Raw genomic sequence first — 16,760 nt, 5'->3', positions numbered from 1 at the left:
GATTCACTCAGTTGCAGTTTATTTTGTTTTTTATCGAATATTCTTTAAACGAATCGTTTTGATTTTGCTTCTTTTTAATGCTTTTAAAGGCTGTTTTTTCTGTTTTGGAAGCTTTTGTTGGTTTGGAAATTTCAAATTGTTTCTGAAACTATTTTCATAATGCAGTTTGTAGCGCCTTTATTGTCTTGAATAAAGTCGCTGCAGATTTTGCTTTTTTCTTTAAAAAATACTTCATCGGTTAATAAACGATCAAAATGACTTTTCAATTCTGTTTCGTTAGAAATAGAAATGCAACCTCCTAATTTTACTAATGAAACTGCTTCGGCAAAATTGGAGTAATTCGGGCCAATTAAAATTGGGATTCCGAATGTTGCCGGCTCTAAGATGTTGTGTATTCCAGGATTCCCAAAACCGCCACCAACATAGGCAATTGTCCCGTAGCTGTATATTTTGGTTAATAAGCCGATCGTATCAATAATAAAAACGCTATAATTTGCTAAATCAGATACTTGCTCTTTTTCTGAAAACAAAACCGCAGATTTTGTAATTTGAGATTTTAGACTCGAAATTTGATCTTCTTTAATATTATGTGGTGCAATTATGAATTTTACATTGTCCGAAGCTTGATTAATGTAATTAGCTAATAAAGCTTCGTCCTTTGGCCAAGAACTTCCTATGACAATTGTTGGCCCATTGTTTTTGAATTTTTCAATAAAGGCAACAGTATTATCTCTTTCTAATATAGCAGCAACGCGATCAAAACGTGTGTCTCCAGAAACAATTACATTTTGAAAACCTAGGGTTTCAATTTTTTCTTTTGATTTTTCATTCTGAACAAAAAAATAGGTAAAAGCTTTCAGGGCTTTTCGGTAAAAACCGCCATACCATTTAAAAAACATCTGATTATCTCTAAAGATGCCGGAAATCAAATAAGTTGGTGTTTTGCTTTTTTCTAATTCTTTTAAATAGTTAAGCCAAAATTCATATTTAATAAAGAATGCCAGTTCCGGATGGGCTAATTTTAGAAATCTCTTTGCATTGCTTTTAGTGTCTAAAGGCAGGTAGACAGTAACATCGGCAACTGTGTTATTTTTACGCACTTCGTATCCAGATGGTGAAAAAAAGGTTACAATGATTTTATGCGACGGATATTTTTCTTTGATTTTTTCAATGACAGGAAGTCCTTGTTCATATTCGCCAAGTGAGGCCGAATGAAACCAGATTGTTTTGTCCTCCGGCTGTATTTTTTCTTCTAAAATTGAAAAAACATTTTTTCGACCTTCTACAAAAAGCTTAATTTTCGGACTAAAAAGCGCCACGATTTTCAGAAAAAACCCCGCAATAGAAATAACTAAATTGTATAAAAAAAGCATCTGTTTATTTTTGTGGCTAAATTACATTTCTTTCGATTATTTTCATTGGTTTGCAGGTATTAAATAACTATTTTTGTTGCTCCTTTTAAAGATTATGTTTACAAATCAGGTCTTTATTTTAAATGTTATTCAAAATGAAAAAAATACAAATGGTTGACTTAAAGAGTCAATATGAAAAAATAAAATCTACTGTTGACGCTTCAATTCAGGAAGTTTTAGATACAAATACTTACATAAACGGACCATTGGTTCATCAGTTTCAAAAAAATCTTGAAGACTATTTAGGCGCTAAACACGTAATTCCGTGTGCAAATGGAACAGATGCTTTGCAGATTGCCATGATGGGATTAGATTTGAAGCCAGGAGATGAAGTTATTACTGCCGATTTTACTTTTGCAGCTACTGTTGAGGTTATCGCTTTGTTGCAATTAACTCCAGTTTTAGTTGATGTTGATATGGTAAATATGAACATTGATATCGAAGCAATTAAAAAAGCTATTACGCCAAAAACTAAGGCTATTGTTCCAGTACATTTATTTGGACGCGCTGCAAATATGGATGCAATTATGGAAATTGCAGCTGAACATAATTTATACGTAATTGAAGATAATGCTCAGGCAATTGGGGCTGATTATATTTCTAAATCTGGTGTAAAAACTAAAGTTGGAGTGATTGGTCACGTTGCAGCAACTTCATTTTTTCCATCTAAAAACTTAGGTTGTTATGGAGATGGTGGAGCAATTTTTACAAATGATGATAAATTAGCGCACATTATCCGCGGAATTGTAAATCACGGAATGTATGAGCGTTACCACCACGATGTTGTGGGAGTGAATTCTCGTTTAGATAGTATTCAGGCTGGAGTTTTGAATGCAAAATTGCCTTTACTTGATGAATATAATAAAGCGCGTCGTTTAGCGGCAACAAAATACAATGCGGCTTTTGCAGGAAATGCACATATCATTACGCCCGATTTTGATGCTAATGAAAATGATCACGTTTTTCATCAATATGTATTAAGAATTATTGATGCTGACAGAAATGCTTTATTGCAACATTTGCAGGATAAGCAAATTCCTTGTGCAATTTATTACCCAATTCCGTTGCATTCTCAAAAAGCTTATGTTGATACACGTTATAAAGAAGAGCAATTTCCAGTTACCAATCAATTAGTTCAGGAAGTAATTGCTTTGCCAATGCATACAGAGCTTGACGACGAACAAATTAAATTTATTACGGATTCGGTTTTAGAATTTTTAAACAAATAAATTATGAATAGATTTTCTGTTTTAATTTTAGCAATACTTCTTCAAGTTTCGGCTTTTGCTCAAAAATCAAATGCAAAAGAGGAGACAGCTGTTAAAGATCAGGTTGAAATTTTGCGTAAAGCGATGATTGATGCTGATGGCGCAAAATTGAAAGCATTAACAGCAGAAAATTTGAGTTATGTTCATTCGAATGGAACTTTTCAAAATCAGGCAGAATTTATTGATGGAATTGTTAGCGGAAAATCGGATTTTGTAACCATAGATTTTCAAGACCAAACCATTGCAATTCAAAATGATGTTGCGATTGTAAGACATTTACTCGTGGCTCATACTAAAGATGGCGGTGTTGATAAAGATATTAAAATAGGAATAATGCTTGTTTGGCAAAAGCAAAAAAATAAATGGACACTTATTGCGAGGCAAGCTTATAAATTAACTACATAAAAACAACCAAAAAAAAATGAAAGTATTAGTAACAGGAGGATTAGGATTTATTGGTTCTCACACCGTAGTCGAATTGCAAAATGAAGGCTTTGAAGTTGTGATCATTGATAATCTCTCAAACTCTTCAGAAGATGTTTTAAAAGGAATTACAGCGATTACGGGAAAAACGCCTTTATTTGAAAAAATTGATTTAAGAGAAAAAAGTGCCGTTCAGGATTTCTTTAAAAAACATAATGACGTTACTGGAGTAATTCATTTTGCAGCTTCAAAAGCAGTTGGTGAAAGTGTTGAACAGCCATTGTTGTATTATGAAAACAACATTAGCAGTTTAGTTTATCTTTTGCAGGAATTACAGCAAAAACCTGAGGCAAGTTTTATTTTTAGCTCGTCTTGTACGGTTTACGGTCAAGCTGAAAAAATGCCAATTACAGAAGATGCACCTGTACAAACAGCAATGTCGCCTTACGGAAATACAAAGCAAATTGGAGAAGAAATCATTACCGATACAGCTAAAGTAACTAATATCAGCGCTATTTTATTGCGTTATTTTAATCCGGTTGGAGCGCATTCTTCAACTGAAATTGGAGAATTACCATTAGGAGTTCCTCAAAATTTAGTTCCGTTTATTACACAAACTGGAGTAGGATTGCGTCAGGAATTGTCTGTTTTTGGAAATGATTATCCAACACCAGATGGAACAGCTGTTCGTGATTATATTCACGTTGTAGATTTAGCAAAAGCACACGTTATTGCATTACAGCGTTTATTGAATAAAAAGAATTTAGCAAAAGTTGAAACATTTAATTTAGGAACTGGAAAAGGAAGTTCAGTTCTTGAAGTGATTCATAGCTTTGAAAAAGTAAGTGATAAAAAATTGCCATACGTAATTAAACCGCGCCGCGAAGGTGATATTACTGAAGCTTATGCAAATACAGATAAAGCAAATAATGTTTTAGGCTGGAAAGCGGAACTAAGTTTAGACGAAGCAATGGCAAGTGCCTGGAAATGGGAACAGAAAGTTCGTTCTTAAGAAAATTTAGAAAAAAAATATATTGTAGAGGCATACTGCGGTGTGTCTAATTAATAAAATAAAATACCAAATAATCGATCTGTGATTATTTGGTATTTTTTTTAAATGGAATTTCACTTTTATGAAACAAAGTTTAGATTATAAATTGATTTTTGCTCTTGCAGCTATTGGAATTGTTTGGGGAACCACCTTTTTAGGAATTCGAGTTGCGGTTGAAACGATTCCGCCTTGGTTTGTAACTTCAATTCGTCAAGGACTTGCGGGATTAATAATGATGACTATTTTGTTGTTTAAAAAACAACTAAAATGGATTGGTTGGGGAAATTTCAAGCAACAACTTGTTCCGTCAGTTTTAATGATTGTAATTGCGAATGGTTTTACCACAATTGCTGAACAAACATTGCCAAGCGGATTAGCTTCTGTAATAAGTGCATTATCTCCCATATTGATATTTCTTGGAAGCATTTTAGTTGGCTTGCAAAAAATGAGTTTTAAAGGTTTTGTTGGAGTGTTAATTGGATTTTCTGGAGTCGTTTTTATTTTTAAAGACGGACTTGGGTCGTTTTTGGATCCTGATTACCGAACCGGAATGATGTTCATGGGTTTTGCAATTTTGGCTTGGGCTATTGGAACAATTTATACCAAAACACACGCTAATAAATCAAACAATATTGTGCTTAACTTGTTTTATCAATTTACATCTGCCTCTTGCATTCAGTTGGTTTTGGCATCCATTTTTTCGCCAAATCCAGATTTCAGTTCGTGGACTTCCAGAAGTGTTTTGGCAGCTTTGTATTTGTCAATTTTTGGATCTGTGATTGCTTTTTTCTGTTATAATTATGCTTTAAAGCATGTTACGGCAGTTCAGGTTTCTATTTTGTCCTACATAAATACTATAATTGCAGTATTTTTAGGCTGGCTTCTTTTAGATGAAATCATTACAATCGATTTTATTATTGCCACTGCACTTATTATTCTTGGCGTTTTTATTGTGAATTATAAGAAGAAGGAAAAGAAAGCATTATAAATTTTGATTCATTTTATTTTGTAAATTTGTAAGAATTAAAAATGTAGGAATAATGAATTCGGATAAAGAAAATAAAAAAAACAAGGTTGAAGAGCCAAGAGTAGAATACGAAGTTCAAAAACCTAAATTTAAAGGTATAGACCCTGAAACTTTTGATTTTGATGCCGAGTTTGCAAAAGGATTAACACCAGAGCAAGCAAAAGCTGAATCTATTAGAAGAATTAGAGAATGGTGGGGAAAATAGAAGTTATTTTTACACCAGAAGTAATTCGATATCTGGATGATTTAGTTGTAACATTATATAAAAAGGAATATTTTGGTTTTATTGAATCTGCGGAAGATTATGTTTCTGATATACATAATGCAATTCTAGAAAGAATAAAAAAATCTCCGCATAAGAAAACTCCAAAATCTCTTAGTTACTTAGGTTCAGAATATATTTTTTATAAACCCAATACCAGAACAACTTGGTATGTATTTTTTGAAAAAAGAAATCAAAATTATTTGATTACTGGAATTTTAAATAATTACAACGCAGAAGCAAAAGAGCTATAAAAACAAAATCCTCATAAACTGTTTAAAGTTTATGAGGATTTTTTTATGAGTATCGTTTTTAACTGATCGCTAAAAACTGAATACTGAACACTAATTATGCGTTAGCAGTGGCAGCTTCTTTATCGATTTTATTAATCAAACCAGCCAATACTTTTCCTGGGCCAACTTCAGTGAACAAAGTTGCACCATCAGCGATCATTTGCTGTACAGATTGTGTCCATTTTACAGGAGCTGTCAATTGAATGATTAAGTTCTTTTTAATTTCGTTTGCATCAGAAACCGCATTTGCTGTTACGTTTTGGTAAACTGGGCAAATAGGAGTTGAGAAAGTAGTTGCTTCAATAGCAGCAGCCAATTCTTCTCTTGCTGGTTCCATCATTGGCGAGTGAAAAGCTCCACCAACAGGTAGGATTAAAGCGCGTTTTGCTCCTGCAGCTTTCATCGCTTCACAAGCTTTTTCAACTGCTGTAGTTTCGCCAGAAATTACTAATTGACCTGGGCAGTTATAGTTTGCAGCAACTACAATTCCGTCGATAGAAGCGCAAACTTCTTCAACAACATTATCAGCTAAACCTAAAACCGCAGCCATTGTAGATGGCGTGATTTCGCAGGCTTTTTGCATTGCTAAAGCACGTTGAGAAACTAATTTCAAGCCATCTTCAAAAGATAAAGTTCCGTTAGCAACCAAAGCTGAAAATTCTCCTAAAGAATGTCCTGCAACCATTTCTGGTTTAAAATCTTCTCCTAAAGTTTTAGCTAAAATAACCGAGTGTAAAAATACAGCTGGTTGCGTCACTTTAGTTTCTTTTAGTTCTTCGGCAGTACCTTCAAACATAATATCTGTAATTCTAAAACCTAAAATTTCATTAGCTTTTTCGAATAATTCTTTGGCTAAAGCCGAGTTTTCATATAAGTCTTTGCCCATTCCTGTAAACTGTGCGCCCTGACCTGGAAATACGTATGCTTTCATTTGTCTAATTTGTTTTTTTATTTTTTTGAATTGAAAATTAGTTTCAATTGAAAGGCAAAAATAACACTTTTTTATTTCGTATAATCCTTAAACATGTAAATCCATGCTAATCGTGAAAATCGGAGATTAAAAGAAGTTAGCAAAGTAATCACAACAGCAATAATCGGAATGATTCTTAAATCGAAATTTTTCTCAAAGAAAAACTGAGCAATACAATATGTTGCAATTCCCTGAGCGACTGTTAATCCGTAGTTTACATACATTGCCCCAAAAAAGTAACCAGGTTCTTTTTGAAATTTGTAATTACAATGACTGCAGTATTCGTTCATTTTTGGAAGACCGAAAGTCAAAAAAATACTTTTGTCTGTAAATACTTTTCCTTTGTGACAAATCGGACATTCGTTGCTTAAAATATGAGTTAATGCATTTGACATGACTTTGTTGTTTTTTATTTATACAAAGGTAATTCGGAGTTGGATAAAAGTCTTTTTAGTATCTTCGCTACTTATAGCACAATAAAGACATTTTTATGAAAAAGTATCCCGTTTATAGTGTTCAGAATTTTAGCTGTAACGACATTCATCGTGATTTTTATGTGAATACTTTTGAAGAACATCTAAAAAGCCACAGTTTTGTCGAAGAACCACATCGGCACGATTCTTATTTAATGGTATTTTTTACGAAAGGTTCAGGAAAACACGAAGTTGATTTTGATCAATTTGAAATAAAAAGAGGAAGTTTATTTGTGCTTCAGCCTGGACAAATGCATCATTGGAGTTTGTCTGAAGATATTGAAGGTTTTGTGATTATATTTTCGCAGGAATTATATAATTTATATTTCGGACAGAAGAACATCAACGATTATAATTTTTATCATTCAATTCACAACCGCCCAGAAATGGTTTTTGAAGAAAAAGAAATCTCAAAAATCCTCCCTTATTTTGATTTGCTGATTCAGGAAAATAATCAAAATAATAAATTTCAACTCGATAAAATGCTGAATTTATTAGATTCTATTCATATCGAAATTTCCAGAAAATATAGCGAAACCTATTCGCATCAAACGCATTCATACAACATTAAAATCAACAAGTTTGAATCGCTTTTAGAGGAACATTTTAGAACAGAAAAACTCCCATCTTTCTACGCCGAAAAACTGAATATTACACTAAAACACTTAAACAGAATCTGCAATGAAATCCTCCAAAAAACCGCCACAGAAGTCATCACGGACCGGGTAATTCTAGAAATAAAAAGAATGCTGATCGACAAACAATTAGCCGTAAACGAAGTAGCATTCAAAGTTGGCTACGAAGATTATTCCTATTTCTCCAGATTCTTCAAAAAACAAACCGGAATATCTCCAACAGAATTTAGAAATGCAAAGTAAAAAAGGGCTTCGACTTCGCTCAGCCTGACATACAATATCTTTAAGAATACGATTGTCAGGCTGAGCGAAGTCGAAGCCCCGCTCCTAAAAGCAAAAAAAAAAAGCCTGCACTTGCGAGAAAAAGTACAGGCTTCTTAACCAACCAAATTAAAACCTATTATAAAGTATTAAGCTTGTTTTACGAATTGTAATTCGATGTTTAAACGAACTTCTTCACCAACTAAAACCCCTCCAGTTTCAAGAGCTGAGTTCCAATTTAAACCCCAATCTTTACGATTGATTTTTCCTTCAATGCTTAAACCTACTTTTGTATTTCCCCAAGGATCAGTCAGGATTCCGCTATATTCTACTGGGAATTTCACTTCTTTAGAAATTCCTTTGATTGTTAAATCTCCAGTTAATTGATAATCTCCAGCATCAATTTTTTTGAAAGCTGAAGCTTTAAAAGTCAATTTTGGATTGTTTTCAACATCAAAGAAATCAGCGCTTCTTAAATGTCCGTCTCTGTCTGCATTTGCAGTGTCGATTGAAGCGATATCACCAGAAAACTGGATATCTGCATTTTCGAAGTCATCTCCTTCTGTAGTAATTGTAGCGTCATAAGTTCCAAATTTACCTGAAACATTTGTAAACATCATGTGTTTAACTTTAAAACCAATTTCTGAATGTGTTGGGTCAATTGACCATTTTGTAGTTGCCATAATTTTATTTTTTTAAATAATTAATTTATTTGTTTCATTTTGATAGGACAAAGTTACGGTGGTAGTAAGCGTAACACACTTAACCTAGATTAAGAAATAAAAAATGTGATACTTTTTGATTATCATATTTTTTGTTGTCGCTCTGAGCAAAGTCAAAAAAATCCTGATGAAATTTGGAACAAAAAAAGAAACGATAATAAGCTGAAAATCAACTTAAATATCGTTTCTCAAAAAAAAAAGTATTAATTGTAATCTTCAAATTAATAGTTCATCGGAATGTCCATCAATAAAAATTCAGCATCTGTATTTGCTTTTATCGTTAAAGTGTCAGTTCCTGAAATTCCAACGGCATCACGAGTATTTAATTCCTGACCGTTGATCGTAACGTTTCCTTTCAAAACGAAAGCGTAAACTCCGTTTCCTTCTTTTTTAATTTTGTATTCTGTAGCGATTCCGGAATCAAAATTCCCCATGTTGAACCAGGCATCTTGGTGAATCCAAACTCCTTCATCATCAGCATTTGGAGATAAAATTTGAGATAATTTATTATGTCTGTCGTCAACATTTAAAGTAATTTGTTGGTAACGCGGAGTTACATTTCTTTTGTTTGGAAACAACCAGATTTGCAACAATTTAGTCTGTTGATCCGCATTCGGATTAAACTCACTGTGTTGAACTCCAGTTCCGGCACTCATAACCTGAATATCACCATTTTTAATGATTTCAGTATTTCCCATGCTATCTTTATGAGCCAAATCACCTTCAAGCGGAATCGTAATAATTTCCATATTATCGTGAGGATGAGTTCCAAAACCCATTCCACCAGCAATTGTATCATCATTCAAAACACGAAGTGCTCCAAACTGAATTCTATCCGGATTGTACCAGCTCGCAAAACTAAAGCTATGATAAGCGTTTAGCCAACCGTGATTTGCATTTCCTCTTGTTTCTGCTTTGTGCAATACTATATTTTCCATGATTTTGTCCTTTTGTTAATTTTATGGTACAAAGATACGGTCAAGGTCAAGGAAAAGCACTTAATGTAGATTAAGAAAAGGTTCTGAGGTTCTAAGTGGCTAAGATTCTAAGGTTTTTTAGGAGCAGAAATTTTGGTTTTCAAAAGACGTTTAGTCCCGCTATCCGTTTCAATCTTTTGTGTCTCGTTAAAGAAACGAGACACAAAAGGATTTCCACTTCTATCGGGGCTAATTTAGAAGTTTTTGTTTTCATAAGTTGAATAGACATAAAGGGAAAACGTTCCGAAGGAACAATACATATTGTAGGGATGGATTTTAATCCATTCTTCACAAGTGGCTCGACAAAGATTGGCGACTATAGGATTGGAATTTCTAGTGTGATCTCTCCTTCGTCGAGATGACAAGATTGTGTTTAAGAGATTATATTCACAGAAAAATAAAACTCTGCGACTTCGCTCCCGATAGCTATCGGGATTGCGAGATTATTAAAAAAAACTTCTGTTATTTAATCCTAATCAATTTTCCTTTTCCCGAAGAAATATCAAGATAATTCCCACCACCACTTTTGTCATGTATATAAAATTGAATAGTATCTTTTTTGATTTGATCTTTTGAGATACTTATAATTAAATCAGTATTTATGAAATTCTCCAACAGTATTACATTCCCATATGAAATTTTTCCTTTTGGCATGTATTTGTTGTCAAAAATAAAAACACTATCCTTAAAAGTAATTTTGTCTTTTTGGACGTATAAGCCGTAGTCTTCAATCAAATAATTATAACGGCCAGTAAGTTTATCCGTTTTCTGAATGAAGTTAATCGAAACTAAAGTGATTAGCAAAGCGAGATATTTCATAATGATTTAACTATATTGATTTATAAACTGCTGAACAACTGCATCCGTATTCTCATGACGTTTCTCTTTTTCCAAAACAGTCGGCGGAGCGCTTCTTTCCAAACAATCTTGTACGGAACAAGTCTCACAAGTTACACCAACAATCCGTTTCACCAAAGGTTTTCCGTCAATGAATTTGAATTTCTTTTTCATTGTCGGATTAATCAAAATACCAACAGAAATACTGCGGATATAATTCTCTGCAAAAGGATCTTTTGTGGCCGATGAAAATACTAAATATTCGTTTCCGCTATTCGCATAACTCGATATTTGTGCATCAAAAAAATGAGATTTGTTTTGCTTGATCGCTTCGTCAATCGTTTTAACTGAAACCCATCTTCTGCAGTAATGTTCGTTGGTTTCGTTAGCATGCGGTTCTTGTTGGTGCGTAATGTGTAATTCTTTATTTATCTGATAAAAATCGGAACCAATTTTATGTGATAATCTTAAAAAGAATAAGTTTTTCAGCTGAAAATCTTTCGGTAATAAATTCGTTAATCGCTGATAAAAAGATTCAGGCGAAACTTCAAAACTTTCAATTAATTGAACAAATTCTTCCGGTTTTGGATTTTCATTTTCTAAAAAAGTATTGATTTTATCTACGACTAATTTTCTAGGCAATAATAAAGCACCGGCAAAATAAGAAGCGTAAAAATTATTCAAAACCTGATCGAAATTTTCAAATTTAATCCAGCTGAAAGTCAGTAAACGATCGGAAATTTTTAAATAATTATAAGCAATTTCTTTAGCTAAAATAAACGCTTTTTGCGGAGCGTCTAGTTCGGTTGAAAGCAGTAAAGTTTTGCTTTTCGGAACATAAATCGAACGCAAATCGTCTAAAGCTTCCTGATCTGCAAACGCAATTTCTTTAATGTTGTATTCGTATTCTTCTTTTAAAATTGCTTCTAATTCTTCTACGGTGATTTTAGAATCCAAATTGATCTGAAATGACTTCGAAAACGCAATTACTTTTTCTTCTAAATCTTCAAAATAATTACTGTGCGCTTCCTGATAAGAACGCAAAGAAGCCAAAAAGAAACTTTCACGGCTTAAATTATAATGCTGAGCAATTTCGATAATCGTACTAATAAACGCATTGACTTTTGCTGGAGCATTCGCAATAATATCAATTAAATCGGCTTCCTGAATCCCGAAAAGCTCGAGCGGAATCTCTTTTAAAATTCCGGATTTCAATATTTCGCCAATCGGAGCGAGGTTGTTGTCGAGTTTCAAAGATACCATTTGGTCGTAAGTCACATCCAAATGTTCGCAGAGCAATAAAATTTTGTCTGTTTTTGGATATTTTTTTCCCTTTTCAATCTCGTTTAAATACGATTTTGAAAGATTTGTCAGTTTGGCCAAGCCAAAAAGAGACAGATTTTTTTGTGTTCTGACTTGCTTCAATTTTAGTCCGAAGATCAGCTTTATATAGTCTTTTTCGATATCCATGAACCAAATATAGTTATTCTAAAAATAATCGCCAAAAAATTATTTTTCATTTTTAGCGAACGTTCGCTTGTTTTGTAAAAAACTTTTTTATAATATTGTCATGTAGAAATTATTAAAAATCAAAACGTTACGATTTTGATATTCTGAAATGAATGAACAATGATGTAACGACGAGATTTTTTTCTAATAAAAAAATAAAACCACAGCTATGAAAAACCAATTAGAAATTACCGAAACGGCAATGGAATTTTTAGCCGAAAAGAAGCTTCGTTATCCAAAAATCTGGACAGAAGAAGCCATTGCTTTTATAACCGAATTGCATAGAAGATTCGAATCACAACGAAAACTATTGCTTTTACAGAGAGAACAAAAACAAGTCACTTTTGATCAGGGAATCATGCCGGTTTTTATTCCGGAAACCAAAAGCGTGAGAGAAGGCAATTGGAAAGCTGGAGAAATTCCGAAAGATTTGTTAGACCGAAGAGTTGAAATTACTGGACCAGTTGATCGAAAAATGATTATCAACGCATTGAATTCCGGTGCAAAAACTTTCATGGCCGATTTTGAAGACAGCACTTCGCCAACTTGGCAAAATTTGATGGACGGTCAAGTAAATTTAATCGATGCGGTAAACAAAACAATCACTTATACGGATTTGGTAAAACAGAAATCCTATCATTTAAATGAAAAAATCGCAACGCTAATTGTACGTCCGAGAGGTTTGCATTTACCAGAAAAGCATCTTTTAATTGAAGGAAAAGAAGTTTCGGGTTCTTTGATAGATTTTGGTTTGTATGTTTTTCATAATCATAAACGCCTTTTAGAAAACAATTCAGGGCCGTATTTCTACATTCCGAAATTAGAACATTATCTAGAAGCACGCTGGTGGAACAATGTAATTGATTTTACCGAGGATTATTTGAAACTGGAAAGAGGAACGATAAAAGTGACAGTTTTGATTGAAACCATAACAGCAAGTTTTCAGCTGGATGAAATCATTTACGAATTGAAAGAACATATTGTTGGCTTGAACTGCGGACGTTGGGATTATATTTTTTCATACATCAAAAAGTTCAGAAAAAATCCAAAATTCATCGTTCCGGATCGTGATCAAGTGACTATGACTTCGCCTTTTATGAATGCCTATTCAAATTTGGTTATTCAAAGATGTCATAAAAGAGGAATTCATGCGATCGGCGGAATGGCCGCACAGATTCCGATTCGAAATAATGAAGAAGCCAATGCAATTGCTTTCGCAAAAGTAAGAACCGATAAAGAGCGTGAAGTAAAAAATGGACACGACGGAACTTGGGTAGCGCACCCAGATTTGGTTTCCTTGGCAAAAGAAATTTTTGATAAAGGAATGCCAACTCCAAATCAGATTCACATTAAAAGAGAACATCGAAAAATCACAGAAGCGGATTTGATTGAACCACCAATTGGAATGATAACTGAAAATGGTGTTCGAAAAAATATCAACGTTGGAGTTTTATATCTGGCTTCATGGTTGAACGGACAAGGTGCTGCCGCATTGCACAATTTGATGGAAGATGCCGCAACGGCCGAAATTTCGAGATCGCAATTATGGCAATGGCTTCAAAACAAAGTGATTTTAGATAATGGACGAAAATTAGATTTAGCGTATTATCATGAATTGGCTTTAGATGAATTCAGAAAAATCAAAGCCGAATTAGGGGCAGAAAATTATGAAAAACAACAGTTTCCATTAGCAGAAAAAATGCTTGAAAGACTGGTTGTAAATCTACATTTTGTGGATTTTCTAACTATTCCGTGTTATAAATACTTATGATTTATTTGAAACACATAGAAACATAGATTTTAATTTTTCTGTAAAAAGGGAAAAGGAAAAAACTAGTTTTTCACACATAGCTATGTGTATTGAAACAAGTGAAACGTCTTTAACCACAAAGCATAACTATGTGCTATGTGTTAAAAAAAAATCTGCTCAATCTGTCAAATCTGCGAGCGATAATTTTTTCCCGCAGATTTTGCAGATCAGGCAAATACAATGAAAATCAAACTTAGACTTAAATTGTGTAAACACATAGAAACATAGATTTTGGTTTTTAAATAAAAAGGAAGAAGAAAAACTAGTTTTCACACATAGCTATGTGCATTGAAATAAGTGAAACGCCTTTAACCACAAAGGATAACTATGTCTCTATGTGTTTAAAAAAAACTTCCAGTTAAAAACTGAACACTTTTAACTGTGAACTGAACACTATTACTTACTAACCAACTTAACTATACTATTTATGAAAACAACAGAAGACAGAATTCAGGAATTGATTAACGATTGGATCACGAACCCGAGATGGAAAGGTGTTGAACGTCCTTACACTGCGAGTGAAGTAGTAACGCTTCAAGGGTCTTATAAAATTGAGCATTCTATTGCGAAAATAGGTGCAGAGAAATTATGGAGAAAGTTAAAAAGTCAGGATTATGTTGCGGGTTTGGGGGCGTTGACTGGAAATCAGGCGATTCAGGAAGTTGATGCAGGTTTAGAAGCGATTTATTTAAGCGGATGGCAGGTAGCTGCTGATGCAAATTTGGCAGGCGAAATGTATCCTGATCAATCGCTTTATCCGGTAAACAGCGTTCCGATGGTGGTAAAAAAAATCAACAACGCTTTACTGCGGGCTGATCAAATTCAGACTGTAAATAATATTGAAGATAAAAAAGATTATCTGGTTCCGATTGTGGCTGATGCCGAAGCTGGTTTTGGGGGAAACCTAAATGCTTTCGAATTAATGAAGTCGATGATTGAAGCCGGAGCTTCTGGAGTGCATTTTGAAGATCAATTAAGTTCGGCTAAAAAATGTGGGCATCTGGGCGGAAAAGTTTTGGTGCCAACTCAGGAAGCGATTAATAAATTAATTGCGGCGCGTTTGGCTTCAGATGTAATGGGAGTTTCAACTTTAATTGTTGCCAGAACAGATGCTGATGCGGCTAATTTATTAACGAGCGACGCAGATCCAAGAGATAGAAAGTTTTTAACAGGAGAAAAAACTGCCGAAGGTTTCTTCTATGTTAAAAATGGAATTGATCAGGGAATTGCAAGAGGTTTGAGCTACGCGCCTTATGCCGATCTAATTTGGATGGAAACTAGTAATCCCGATTTAGATTATGCGAGAAAATTTGCAAAAGCAATTAAAAAAGAATTCCCAGATAAAATGCTGGCATACAATTGTTCTCCGTCTTTCAATTGGGCTGCAAAATTAACGGTTGCTGAAATGGAAACATTCAGGGAAGATTTGGCGGCAATGGGATATAGTTTCCAATTCATCACTTTAGCAGGATTTCATGCATTGAATACTAGTATGTTTGAATTGTCTAAAGCGTATAAAGAACGCGGAATGGCAGGATATTCTGAATTGCAGGAACGCGAATTCGCTTTGCAGAAAAACGGATTCAGAGCCGTAAAACACCAGGCTTTCGTAGGAACTTCTTATTTTGACGCTGTTCAAAACACAGTAATGCTAGGAAAATCAGCAATAACCGCAATGGAACATTCTACAGAGGTTGAGCAATTTTAATTCAAGAGAAAAGCCAGTTCATTGAACTGGCTTTATTTTTTCGCTACAGATTTGCTTCGCCTGTTCGCTATCGCTCGAGTCACAGATTAAAAGGATTTTTTTTCGCCACGAATTACACGAATTCGCACGAATTTTATTTTTAAACAAATTTAATTAGTGAAAATTCGTGTAATTTGTGGCAACCTTTTTTAATCCTTTCAATCTGTGAAATCTGTGGCAAAAAAACTATTTCTTCAAAAGACGTGCTTTCATTTTGCTGAAGAATTCGGGTGTTACACCAATGAAAGAAGCGATTTGTTTTTGAGGAACTTTATGAACTAATGTTCCATATTTCTTAGTGAATTTATCGAAACGTTCTTCAGCAGGTAAACTCAAATTATCCATTAATCGCTGTTGATTCGCAACTAAAGAGTTTTCAATTAAAATCCTGAAAAAGCGTTCCAATTTTGGAATTTCAAGATACAATTGTTCTTGATTTTCTTTAGATAACGAAACAACTTCAGCTTCTTCGAGAACTTCAATAAAAAGCTGTCCTGGTTTTTGCGAAAAAAAACTGTACATATCGCTCATCCACCAGCCTTCGCAGGCAAAAGAAAGAACGTGTTCTACAATATTATCGTTGATATTGAAACTTCTTAGGATACCTGAGTTCACAAAATAGGAATGTTTACAAACTTCGCCGGCATTTAATAAAAGCGTTTTGGCTTTGTAAGTGTTGGTTTCCAGTTTAGATAAAAAAAGCGCCTGTTCTTCTGGTGTCAGAGAAACGTGTTTGGCAATGTTTTCAAGAATTAAAGCCATTATTTTTTATCGTCGATTAAGGTAAATGAAGTTGCTTTAAATCTGTTTCCTTTAATTTCTCCAGTAACTAAAGCTTTACTAATCGCATTGCAGAACCCTTTTTCGGCGTGTGCGTCTCCGTGATCGTGAATTGTCGTTCCATCAACGAAATAGCTTTTTCCGTCGATGCGAACCGCTAAATCACAACTTTTACCTTTCATCCCGAATTGGCATTCTCCGCATGAAGCTTCAACAATTGTTGGTTTATCAAATTTCTTTTTGTCTTGTGCCTGAGTTGAAATCCCAATAAAAAGGAAAATCATGAATATAAGTTTTTTCATT

At 33.9% G+C, this 16,760-nt stretch carries 18 protein-coding genes; 9 read left to right on the top strand and 9 right to left on the bottom strand.

Features of this window, described 5'->3' with window-relative positions; translation table 11 throughout:
- Positions 1–131 precede the first annotated feature (131 nt).
- A complete protein-coding gene (locus tag RB619_RS18455; RefSeq protein ID WP_308100224.1) occupies positions 132–1,373 on the bottom strand; it encodes a glycosyltransferase N-terminal domain-containing protein in 1,242 nt (413 codons plus the stop codon).
- Between the two features lie 134 nt (positions 1,374–1,507).
- Between RB619_RS18455 and RB619_RS18450 the strand changes: the two genes are divergently transcribed.
- The 6 genes from RB619_RS18450 to RB619_RS18425 all read left to right on the top strand — a co-directional run bounded on the left by RB619_RS18450 (position 1,508) and on the right by RB619_RS18425 (position 5,697).
- Positions 1,508–2,641: a DegT/DnrJ/EryC1/StrS family aminotransferase gene (locus RB619_RS18450; protein WP_308100222.1), complete on the top strand. Its 1,134-nt coding sequence runs from the start codon at positions 1,508–1,510 to the stop codon at positions 2,639–2,641.
- A 3-nt stretch (positions 2,642–2,644) separates the two neighbouring features.
- The gene (locus RB619_RS18445) at positions 2,645–3,085 is read left to right on the top strand and encodes a nuclear transport factor 2 family protein (protein ID WP_308100220.1); all 441 of its coding nucleotides are present in this window, start codon (positions 2,645–2,647) and stop codon (positions 3,083–3,085) included.
- A gap of 16 nt (positions 3,086–3,101) precedes the next feature.
- Positions 3,102–4,115 (top strand): UDP-glucose 4-epimerase GalE, encoded by a 1,014-nt coding sequence (gene galE, locus RB619_RS18440; RefSeq protein WP_155102556.1) that lies wholly within the window; start codon positions 3,102–3,104, stop codon positions 4,113–4,115.
- Positions 4,116–4,236: 121 nt separating this feature from the next.
- Entirely contained in the window at positions 4,237–5,142 is a 906-nt protein-coding gene (locus RB619_RS18435; RefSeq protein ID WP_308100217.1) for an EamA family transporter, read from the top strand.
- Positions 5,143–5,194: 52 nt separating this feature from the next.
- Positions 5,195–5,386 (top strand): hypothetical protein, encoded by a 192-nt coding sequence (locus RB619_RS18430; RefSeq protein WP_308100215.1) that lies wholly within the window; start codon positions 5,195–5,197, stop codon positions 5,384–5,386.
- Positions 5,371–5,697 (top strand): hypothetical protein, encoded by a 327-nt coding sequence (locus tag RB619_RS18425; RefSeq protein WP_308100213.1) that lies wholly within the window; start codon positions 5,371–5,373, stop codon positions 5,695–5,697. The genes RB619_RS18430 and RB619_RS18425 overlap by 16 nt, the downstream gene beginning before the upstream one ends.
- 94 nt (positions 5,698–5,791) lie before the next feature.
- On the opposite strand, the gene fabD is transcribed toward RB619_RS18425, so the two are convergent.
- The gene (fabD, locus tag RB619_RS18420) at positions 5,792–6,667 is read right to left on the bottom strand and encodes an ACP S-malonyltransferase (RefSeq protein WP_308100211.1); all 876 of its coding nucleotides are present in this window, start codon (positions 6,665–6,667) and stop codon (positions 5,792–5,794) included.
- A 71-nt stretch (positions 6,668–6,738) separates the two neighbouring features.
- The gene (locus tag RB619_RS18415; protein ID WP_035651659.1) at positions 6,739–7,101 is read right to left on the bottom strand and encodes a DUF983 domain-containing protein; all 363 of its coding nucleotides are present in this window, start codon (positions 7,099–7,101) and stop codon (positions 6,739–6,741) included.
- A 95-nt stretch (positions 7,102–7,196) separates the two neighbouring features.
- On the opposite strand from RB619_RS18415, the gene RB619_RS18410 reads away from it, so the two are divergent.
- Positions 7,197–8,057 (top strand): helix-turn-helix domain-containing protein, encoded by an 861-nt coding sequence (locus RB619_RS18410; RefSeq protein WP_308100208.1) that lies wholly within the window; start codon positions 7,197–7,199, stop codon positions 8,055–8,057.
- A 167-nt stretch (positions 8,058–8,224) separates the two neighbouring features.
- Here RB619_RS18410 and RB619_RS18405 read toward each other — a convergent pair whose 3' ends face one another.
- From RB619_RS18405 to RB619_RS18390, 4 genes are all read right to left on the bottom strand, one after another.
- Positions 8,225–8,758 (bottom strand): YceI family protein, encoded by a 534-nt coding sequence (locus RB619_RS18405; RefSeq protein ID WP_308100206.1) that lies wholly within the window; start codon positions 8,756–8,758, stop codon positions 8,225–8,227.
- 260 nt (positions 8,759–9,018) lie between these two features.
- Complete coding sequence (locus tag RB619_RS18400; protein ID WP_308100204.1) at positions 9,019–9,735, bottom strand: pirin family protein; 717 nt, start codon at positions 9,733–9,735, stop codon at positions 9,019–9,021.
- 501 nt (positions 9,736–10,236) lie between these two features.
- Positions 10,237–10,593 (bottom strand): hypothetical protein, encoded by a 357-nt coding sequence (locus tag RB619_RS18395; protein WP_308100202.1) that lies wholly within the window; start codon positions 10,591–10,593, stop codon positions 10,237–10,239.
- A 6-nt stretch (positions 10,594–10,599) separates the two neighbouring features.
- Positions 10,600–12,081 carry a helix-turn-helix domain-containing protein gene (locus RB619_RS18390; protein ID WP_308100201.1) on the bottom strand — a complete coding sequence of 494 codons (1,482 nt, stop codon included), beginning with the start codon at positions 12,079–12,081 and terminating at the stop codon, positions 10,600–10,602.
- A gap of 208 nt (positions 12,082–12,289) precedes the next feature.
- Here RB619_RS18390 and aceB point away from each other — a divergent pair, with 208 nt between their 5' ends.
- Together aceB and aceA are read left to right on the top strand one after the other, a co-directional pair.
- Positions 12,290–13,891, top strand: a complete 1,602-nt coding sequence (aceB, locus tag RB619_RS18385; protein WP_308100199.1) for a malate synthase A — start codon at positions 12,290–12,292, stop codon at positions 13,889–13,891.
- A gap of 466 nt (positions 13,892–14,357) precedes the next feature.
- On the top strand, positions 14,358–15,638 hold the full coding sequence (aceA, locus tag RB619_RS18380; protein WP_308100197.1) for an isocitrate lyase: 1,281 nt from the start codon (positions 14,358–14,360) through the stop codon (positions 15,636–15,638).
- Positions 15,639–15,863: 225 nt separating this feature from the next.
- Here aceA and RB619_RS18375 read toward each other — a convergent pair whose 3' ends face one another.
- Together RB619_RS18375 and RB619_RS18370 are read right to left on the bottom strand one after the other, a co-directional pair.
- Positions 15,864–16,439 (bottom strand): Crp/Fnr family transcriptional regulator, encoded by a 576-nt coding sequence (locus RB619_RS18375; RefSeq protein ID WP_308100195.1) that lies wholly within the window; start codon positions 16,437–16,439, stop codon positions 15,864–15,866.
- Positions 16,439–16,759 carry a DUF6370 family protein gene (locus RB619_RS18370; RefSeq protein WP_308100193.1) on the bottom strand — a complete coding sequence of 107 codons (321 nt, stop codon included), beginning with the start codon at positions 16,757–16,759 and terminating at the stop codon, positions 16,439–16,441. The genes RB619_RS18375 and RB619_RS18370 overlap by 1 nt, the downstream gene beginning before the upstream one ends.
- Position 16,760 lies beyond the last annotated feature (1 nt).

The sequence above is a fragment of the Flavobacterium sp. LHD-80 genome, from assembly GCF_030929605.1.
Classification (GTDB): Bacteria; Bacteroidota; Bacteroidia; order Flavobacteriales; family Flavobacteriaceae; genus Flavobacterium.
The sequence above is the reverse complement of the archived record's forward strand: the minus strand, read 5'-3'. Positions and strand labels throughout refer to the sequence as shown.

Coding starts and splice junctions, on each gene's coding strand:
- RB619_RS18395 (WP_308100202.1), bottom strand. CDS start 10,593: ATGAAATATCTCGCTTTGCTAATCACTTTAGTTTCGATTAACTTCATT.
- RB619_RS18455 (WP_308100224.1), bottom strand. CDS start 1,373: ATGCTTTTTTTATACAATTTAGTTATTTCTATTGCGGGGTTTTTTCTG.
- aceB (WP_308100199.1), top strand. CDS start 12,290: ATGAAAAACCAATTAGAAATTACCGAAACGGCAATGGAATTTTTAGCC.
- RB619_RS18445 (WP_308100220.1), top strand. CDS start 2,645: ATGAATAGATTTTCTGTTTTAATTTTAGCAATACTTCTTCAAGTTTCG.
- RB619_RS18390 (WP_308100201.1), bottom strand. CDS start 12,081: ATGGATATCGAAAAAGACTATATAAAGCTGATCTTCGGACTAAAATTG.
- RB619_RS18370 (WP_308100193.1), bottom strand. CDS start 16,759: ATGAAAAAACTTATATTCATGATTTTCCTTTTTATTGGGATTTCAACT.
- RB619_RS18405 (WP_308100206.1), bottom strand. CDS start 8,758: ATGGCAACTACAAAATGGTCAATTGACCCAACACATTCAGAAATTGGT.
- RB619_RS18425 (WP_308100213.1), top strand. CDS start 5,371: ATGGTGGGGAAAATAGAAGTTATTTTTACACCAGAAGTAATTCGATAT.
- fabD (WP_308100211.1), bottom strand. CDS start 6,667: ATGAAAGCATACGTATTTCCAGGTCAGGGCGCACAGTTTACAGGAATG.
- RB619_RS18410 (WP_308100208.1), top strand. CDS start 7,197: ATGAAAAAGTATCCCGTTTATAGTGTTCAGAATTTTAGCTGTAACGAC.
- RB619_RS18435 (WP_308100217.1), top strand. CDS start 4,237: ATGAAACAAAGTTTAGATTATAAATTGATTTTTGCTCTTGCAGCTATT.
- galE (WP_155102556.1), top strand. CDS start 3,102: ATGAAAGTATTAGTAACAGGAGGATTAGGATTTATTGGTTCTCACACC.
- RB619_RS18430 (WP_308100215.1), top strand. CDS start 5,195: ATGAATTCGGATAAAGAAAATAAAAAAAACAAGGTTGAAGAGCCAAGA.
- RB619_RS18400 (WP_308100204.1), bottom strand. CDS start 9,735: ATGGAAAATATAGTATTGCACAAAGCAGAAACAAGAGGAAATGCAAAT.
- RB619_RS18415 (WP_035651659.1), bottom strand. CDS start 7,101: ATGTCAAATGCATTAACTCATATTTTAAGCAACGAATGTCCGATTTGT.
- aceA (WP_308100197.1), top strand. CDS start 14,358: ATGAAAACAACAGAAGACAGAATTCAGGAATTGATTAACGATTGGATC.
- RB619_RS18450 (WP_308100222.1), top strand. CDS start 1,508: ATGAAAAAAATACAAATGGTTGACTTAAAGAGTCAATATGAAAAAATA.
- RB619_RS18375 (WP_308100195.1), bottom strand. CDS start 16,439: ATGGCTTTAATTCTTGAAAACATTGCCAAACACGTTTCTCTGACACCA.